Source organism: Pseudomonas protegens, from assembly GCF_003732485.1.
GTDB lineage: Bacteria > Pseudomonadota > Gammaproteobacteria > Pseudomonadales > Pseudomonadaceae > Aquipseudomonas > Aquipseudomonas protegens_B.
Genome location: NZ_MOAK01000043.1, coordinates 263,183 through 269,943, shown reverse-complemented (window position 1 = coordinate 269,943; position 6,761 = coordinate 263,183). Strand labels below are relative to the sequence as shown.

Annotated in this window: 7 protein-coding genes; 4 read left to right on the top strand and 3 right to left on the bottom strand. The window is 65.3% G+C overall.

Annotated elements, in window-relative coordinates:
• Positions 1-602, top strand: a 602-nt coding sequence (locus BLX41_RS10780; protein ID WP_148059706.1) for a flavin reductase family protein, incomplete at its 5' end; no start/stop codon positions are given.
• A gap of 1 nt (position 603) precedes the next feature.
• Here BLX41_RS10780 and BLX41_RS10775 read toward each other — a convergent pair.
• Entirely contained in the window at positions 604-1,686 is a 1,083-nt protein-coding gene (locus BLX41_RS10775; protein WP_185073485.1) for an SDR family oxidoreductase, read from the bottom strand.
• A gap of 95 nt (positions 1,687-1,781) precedes the next feature.
• On the opposite strand from BLX41_RS10775, the gene BLX41_RS10770 reads away from it, so the two are divergent.
• On the top strand, positions 1,782-2,684 hold the full coding sequence (locus BLX41_RS10770; RefSeq protein ID WP_123724849.1) for a LysR family transcriptional regulator: 903 nt from the start codon (positions 1,782-1,784) through the stop codon (positions 2,682-2,684).
• Between the two features lie 69 nt (positions 2,685-2,753).
• Positions 2,754-3,260: a YbaK/prolyl-tRNA synthetase associated domain-containing protein gene (locus tag BLX41_RS10765; protein WP_123724848.1), complete on the top strand. Its 507-nt coding sequence runs from the start codon at positions 2,754-2,756 to the stop codon at positions 3,258-3,260.
• 7 nt (positions 3,261-3,267) lie between these two features.
• Here BLX41_RS10765 and BLX41_RS10760 read toward each other — a convergent pair whose 3' ends face one another.
• Entirely contained in the window at positions 3,268-4,152 is an 885-nt protein-coding gene (locus BLX41_RS10760; RefSeq protein WP_123724847.1) for a LysR family transcriptional regulator, read from the bottom strand.
• Between the two features lie 96 nt (positions 4,153-4,248).
• Here BLX41_RS10760 and BLX41_RS10755 point away from each other — a divergent pair, with 96 nt between their 5' ends.
• On the top strand, positions 4,249-5,655 hold the full coding sequence (locus BLX41_RS10755; protein ID WP_123724846.1) for an MFS transporter: 1,407 nt from the start codon (positions 4,249-4,251) through the stop codon (positions 5,653-5,655).
• Positions 5,656-5,662: 7 nt separating this feature from the next.
• Here the strand turns inward: BLX41_RS10755 and BLX41_RS10750 are convergent, their stop codons facing one another.
• The gene (locus BLX41_RS10750) at positions 5,663-6,592 is read right to left on the bottom strand and encodes a DMT family transporter (RefSeq protein WP_123724845.1); all 930 of its coding nucleotides are present in this window, start codon (positions 6,590-6,592) and stop codon (positions 5,663-5,665) included.
• Positions 6,593-6,761 lie beyond the last annotated feature (169 nt).

Genomic DNA, 6,761 nt, shown 5'->3' with positions numbered 1-6,761 from the left:
CCGATCTTCGTCGCCCGGTACCGCTGGACAAGGCGTACCGCTTGCTCAACCACGGCCCAACGGTGCTGGTCAGCGCAGCCCATGGCGGGCAGCGCAATATCATGGCCGCGGCCTGGGCCATGCCCCTGGATTTCGAGCCGCCGAAAGTCGCCGTGGTGCTCGACAAGTCCACCTGGACCCGACAACTGCTGGAGGCCTCGGGCACCTTCGTGCTCAATGTGCCTTGCGTGGCCCAGGTGGATATCGTGCAGAGCCTGGGCAACAGCTCCGGGCTGGAGCTGAGCCAGGGCGGTAGCGACAAGTTCGCCGCCTATGGTCTGCAGGCCTTTGCCGGCGAGCAACTGGCGGCTCCGCTGCTGCAAGGCTGCGTGGCCTGGCTGGAGTGCCGGCTGTTGCCCGAACCCCACAACCACCAGCAGTACGACCTGTTCCTTGGCGAAGTGATTGCCGCCCAGGCCGATGCCCGGGTGTTCAGTGAAGGGCGTTGGCACTTCGACGGTCAGGACCCGCTGCGCACTCTGCACCATGTGGCGGGTGGGCACTTCCTGACCATCGGTGGCGCCGTTGACGGTCGCCAGTTGCCTTTGGCCGGCGAGTCCTGAGTCAGGGAATCAGCCGATAGTCACGCAGCCGTTGCAACTGTTCGAGCACGCTCTGGTGGCTGTCGATGCAGCCGGTAAAACCGGCCTGGCGGATCTTGATGGTGCTTTGCACCATGTCGTAGCCGGTGTTGAGCCAGCCATCGACGAAGGGCCAGGCGGCAATCTGTTCCCAGGACGTGGGGCGCAGCTGCTGCTCCTGGACAATGCGCGCCCACAGCGGTGCCTTGTCGGCCATCTGCACCCCCAGGTGCATCGGTTGTGGTGCGGCGCTGTCCAGGCCGAAGAAAGCGGCAATTTCTGGCCACAGGTGCTGCCAGCGGAAGTGATCGCCATTGGTCACGTTGAACACCTGCTGCTGTGCCTGCGCTGAGGTCAGGGCCCAGAGCACGGCCTGGGCCAGCACCCGGGAGTCGGTGGCCTGGTGCAGCGCCGACCAGGCTTGCAGGCTGCCGGGGAAGCGCAGCGGCAGCTTCAGTGCCTGGCTGATGGCGGCGAAGCTGGCGATGCCGGTGAGGATGTTCATCGGTGAGTTGAGGCTGGGGCCCATGATTCCGTCCGGGCGCAACACCGTCCAGGCAAAACCCTGGCGTTCGGCTTCGTGCCACAGCAGGTCTTCCTGATCGTTGTAGAAGATCGGTCCCATGAAGCGCGGATCGCTCTCCCTGGCCGGCGTCTTATAGGGCCCCAGGTGTTCACCATAGGATTTGCCGCCGCCGATCAGCACCACCTGACGCAGTTTCGCTCCGGCCTGACGCAGGGCCTGGAGGCTGTGATCGAGCATCGCCAGGTTCGGCGCTACTGTGGCAGCCATGGTTTCCCGCTCGCTGTAGGCACAGAACACCAGGTCGGTGACGCTGCCCAGTTCGGCAAAGGCGCGGGCGGTGTCGGCGGCGTCCAGCAGGTCGGTGCTGAGGTGCGCCGGTGCCGGGCTGCCGTCCAGCAGGCTGGTCGGTGGGCTGCGGCGGGCGGCGGTGGTCAGTTGCCAGCCCGGGGTCTGATTCATCAGTTCGACCACTGCGGTGCCGACCACGCCATAGCCGCCGATCACCAGCAAGTGACGGTCCGGGGAAGTTGAAACGCTCATCGGGGATACCTCGAATAAAGGGATCGCCAGCATAGAGTCGGGCCCTTGAGTGAAATAGACTGCCAGTCGGAACAGCATCTGTGAGTTGAATTCATATGGCAGGCAGCGAGATCAACCGGTTTGCCGAGATGGAGACCTTTGTCGCGGTGGTGGAGTGTGGCGGTTTGTCGGCCGCTGCGCGGCTGAAACAGGTGACCCCTTCCTCGGTGAGCAAGCTGCTGGCGCGGCTTGAAGCGCGCCTGGGGGTGCGCTTGCTCAATCGCTCCACTCGCCAGTTGCAACTGACCCCGGAAGGACGCGGCTTCTATGAAAACAGCGTGCGCCTGCTGGCGGACCTGCGTGAAGTGGAGGGTGAGGCCGGCAGCGCCAGGGCCCCGGTGGGCCGGGTGCGGGTCAACACCAGTGCCTCCTTTGGCCTGCATGTGCTGGCGCCCCTGGTGACGGAGTTTCTCCAGCTGTATCCGGAAGTTTCCCTGGACCTGGTGCACAGCGATGCCCTGGTAGACCTCTTGGGAGAACAGACCGATGTGGCGATCCGCACCGGGCCGCTGGCGGATTCGCAATTGATCGCCCGCAAGCTCGGGGAAACCCGCGGCGTTGTCGTCGGCTCCCCGGCCTACCTGGCCCGTTGCGGCGTACCGCAGACCCCGGAGGATCTGGCCGCGCACCACCTGCTCGGTTTCGACTACGCCCGGGCCGTGCCGGGCTGGCGCCTGGGCGCGGCGGGCGAGAGCCAGCTGCTGCAGCCCAATGGCCGGGTCCAGGCCAGCGACGGCGAAGCCTTGCGCCATCTGGCGTTGCACGGCGCGGGGCTGGCGCAACTGGCGGCCTTCACCATCGCCGATGACCTGGCCAGCGGCCGGCTGGTGCCGGTGCTGGAAGCCTTCACCCAGGCGCCGCTGGAAAGTTTTTATGCGCTCTATGTCGGCCAGGGCGGCCACGTGCCGTCGCGGGTACGGGTGTTCATCGACTTCCTGGCGCAGCGGGTGCGCTTGTAGCCTGCCTCTGGTCAGGTGCGGCGGCGGATGCTTGAATCAGCCCCCTGGCGACTTTTCCAAGGACAGAACATGCATGCAGTTTTCCAACGACTGGTGAGCCTGCTGGACAGCCACCAGGCACGTTATCGGGTGATCCTGCACCCGGCCGAAGGGCAGTCGGCGCGGGTCGCCGAAATTCGCGGCACCGAACCGGGGCAGGGGGCCAAGGCCATGCTTTGCAGTCTCAAGGGCGCGAGTGACGTGTATGGGCTGGTGATTCTCTCCGGGGACCAGAAGCTCGACATGAAAAAGGTCGGTGCGGCCCTGGGGGGCAAGAAGGCGCAACTGGTATCGGCGGAGTTGGCCAGGGAGCTGACCGGTTGCGTGATCGGTGCCATTCCACCGCTGAGTTTCGATCCGCGCATCCTGCTGATCGTCGATCCGCAACTGATCGAACGCTACGCGCAAATCGCTTTCAATGCCGGGCGCCTGGATGCGTCCATGGTGCTCGATACCCAGGACTACCTGAGGATCGCCCAGCCTCGCCTGCTGGACGTGACCCAGGAGCTGCAAGCCCAGAGCACCGCGGTCGACTGAGCCCCGGCTACCAGCTCACCTGGCCCAGGGCATCGGCGAAGGCGTTGAGTTTCGGCGAGCATTGGCGTGAGGGCGGGTAGACCAGGGACAGCTCTCGGCAGCGCCCGTCATGGGCCTGGAGAACCGGCACCAGAAGGCCTGCGTCGAGGGCGTCGCGCACGGCGAATTCCATCAACTGGGCAATGCCGAAGCCGCCCAGTACCGCATCCACCAGGGCATCGCCAATATCGAAGATCAACCGTCCCTGGACCGCCAGGTCCAGCGGCTTGCCCTGGTCCATGAACTGCCATTCCACCAGGCGGCCGCTGCGCAGGTTACGCACGGTCAGGCAGTTGTGCTGCTGCAAATCCGCCAGTTGTCGGGGCGTGCCATGGCGCTGCAGATACGCCGGCGCTGCCACGGTCACCCAGCGCAGGGGCGCCAGGGGCCGGGCGATCAGGCGCTGGTCGTTGATCACACCGGTACGCAGCACGGCATCGAAGCCTTCGTCGATGATGTCCACCACCCGGTCGGTCATTACCGCCTCGATGCTCAACTCGGGATAGCGGGCGGTCAGCTCGCCAATGACCGGCATCACCACCTTGCGCCCGAACAGCGAGGGCGTGCTGATCTTCAGCGCTCCGGTGGGAGAGTCCCGGCGATCCAGCAGCAGATGCTCGGTATGGGCCAGTTCCGCCAGCAGCGGTCCTGCCCGGTCAACCAGGACCTGGCCGTCCGGGGTCAGGCTGACACTGCGGGTATTGCGCTGCAGCAGGCGTACCCCGAGCTGCTGTTCCAGGCGGGAAATGGCCCGGGACAGGCCGGACTGGGTTAGCCCCAGGTCGCCGGCGGCCCGGGTGAAGCTGCGGGTTTCGGCGACCCGGACCAGCAGGCGAAGGGCGTTCAGATCCATGATTAAAGTCATTACTGAAAGAGAGAATGGCTTGTTTATCATTGAAACGGCATCGATGACACTGGCCGCCGCTTATTTCATACAAGGATTTTCGCGATGTCCGCGACCCCGTTAGCCAAGCCGTCAGGCTGGATGCTGTTACTGCTGGCCACCGCACAGTTGATCATCGCCCTGGACGCCACCATCGTCTTTGTTGCCCTACCGGACATTGGCCAGCACCTGGGGTTCTCTGCCCAGCAATTGCAATGGGTGGTCAGTGCCTACAGCGTGGCCTTTGGCGGTTTCCTGCTGCTGGGCGGGCGTGCGGCGGACCTGCTGGGCAAACGGCGCTTCTACATCATTGGCCAGTCCCTGTACGCCCTGGCGTCACTGGCCGGCGGCCTGGGCGGCAGTGGCCTGTTGCTGGTGCTGGCCCGGGCCGTGCAGGGCGTCGGCGGGGCGATGCTGTTCCCGGCCACCCTGGCTCTGATCAACACCTGGTACGCCGAAGGCCCGGCACGTAACCGTGCCTTTGCGGTGTGGAGCGCGGCCTCGGCGGCGGGGCTGGCCCTGGGGGCCTTGCTGGGCGGGGTGTTGACCCAGTACTGGGGCTGGGAAGCGGTGTTCCTGGCCAACGTGCCCCTGGCCGGTGCCTGCGCACTGATGGCCCGGCGCTGGATTCCCGCTGACCCGGCGCACCAGCGCGGTCGTCAGTTCGACCTGCGCGGTGCCCTGACTGTGACCCTGGGGGGCACTCTGCTGGTGTTTTCCATCGTTCAGGGGCCGGAGTGGGGCTGGACCGCGCCGGCGACCCTGGCTTGCCTGATGCTGTCCCTGATGTTGCTCTGGCTGTTTGTCCGACTCGAACAGCGCAGCCCGGACCCCTTGATGCCGCTGCGTTTACTGGGTTATCCACAGCTGCGCATGGCCATGGTGATTACCGCATTGTTCATGAGTAGCTTCGGTGTGCAGTACTACTTTCTCAGTCTGTATTTCCAACAGGTCTACCAGTTCAGCGTGTTGCAGAGCGGCTTGGCGTTCCTGCCTTCGACCCTGCTGTGCACGGCCGGAATCTGGGTGGCGGAACGGGCGCTGCTGCGTATCGGCTTGCGGGCGACCCTGGTCAGCGGCTTGCTCTTCGGGGCGCTGGGCATCGGCATGATGTTCCTGGCCTTGCCCGGCAGCCTGGGTTTTGTCGGCCTGTTACCAGGGATTGTGGTGATGAGCATCGGTCAGGGCATGACCTGGACCTCGATGTGGGTCTCGGCCGGGCAGGGTATCGCTGTGTCCGAGCAAGGGGTGGCAGCGGGGGTGGCCTCCACCAGCCAGCAGATTGGCGGCGCCCTGGGGCTGGCGTTGCTGGTGTCCCTGGCCAATACCTTGAGCCCTACGGGCAATCAGGCTTATGGCATCGAAATGGCCACTGCGGCCAGCGCCTTGCTGGCCTTGCTCGGGGCTCTCCTGGCGCTGCGTTTGCCCCGGATGTCACCAGCCTTGCCGGCCTGCTCCGTGGCCCAGGGCTGAGCGGTGTTTAATGGGGCTGGGGCAAGTGGCGGCGCACGGCCCACAGCACCCCGGCCAGCAACAGCAGGGCCGCCGAGCTTTGCATCAGGCTCGGCAGGTGTTGCAGGCAGATAAAACCGTACAGCAGAGCGAACAGGGTCTCGAACACGATCAACTGGCCGCTGAGGGTCAGGGGCAAGCGCCGGGTCGAGGCATTCCACATGCGATTGCCGAACCAGGAACCCAGCACCGCGCTGGACAGGCTCAGGCCCCAGAACAGCATCCAGCGTTGATCGCTGGCCTCGACCTGGGTACCCGGCAGTGAAAAGCCCTGGGCCAGCAGCCAGACCACGGCACTCATCAGGCCGGTGGTGATGCCCCACAGGGTCGACCACTGACCGCTGTTGAAGCGGCTGCTCTTCAAGTAACGGGCGTTGTCGGTGGCGAACCAGGTCCAGCACAGCAACGCACCGAAAGCGCAGAGCAGGCCCAGGGCCCGTTGGCCCAGTTCCACCGAATCACTGTGTGCCGTGAGCAGGGTGTCGAGGTTGATGCAGCAGATGCCGGCGAACACCAGCAGCAGCGGCCAGCGCAGTCGGCGCAGGGGGAGCGCGTCGGCGTCGCCGCGTCCGGCCAGAGTGATGGTCAGGGGCAGCAGGCCGACGATCAGCGCGGTGCTGGCCACCCCGGCCCACTGGATGGCAGTGGCCAGGAGCATGAAATAGATCAGGTTGCCGGTTAGCGCCAGCTTCACCAGCAAGGCAGCGTCGCCCCAGGTCAGGCGTTGCAGCAGCTCCCGGGCCTGGGGCGCAGCCAGGAGCAGGGAGAATGCGCCATACAACGTGAAGCGGGCACAGCTGAGCATCAGCGGACTGAACTCCGGCAACAGGCTGGGCACCACAATGGCCAGGCCCCAGACCGCACCGGCCAGGGCGGCGTAAGCAACTCCGCGTTTCATGCACACACTCGCAGCGATTCATCAAAGCGCGCAGCCTAGTCATTGCTGACCGACCGGACAAAGGATATATAGGCACCCACCTATTCTTTTGGGGAATGCCTGATGAGCCGCTTTGCCCGCCATTTGCCACCATTGGAAACCCTGGTGACCTTCGAAGCGGTGGGACGCA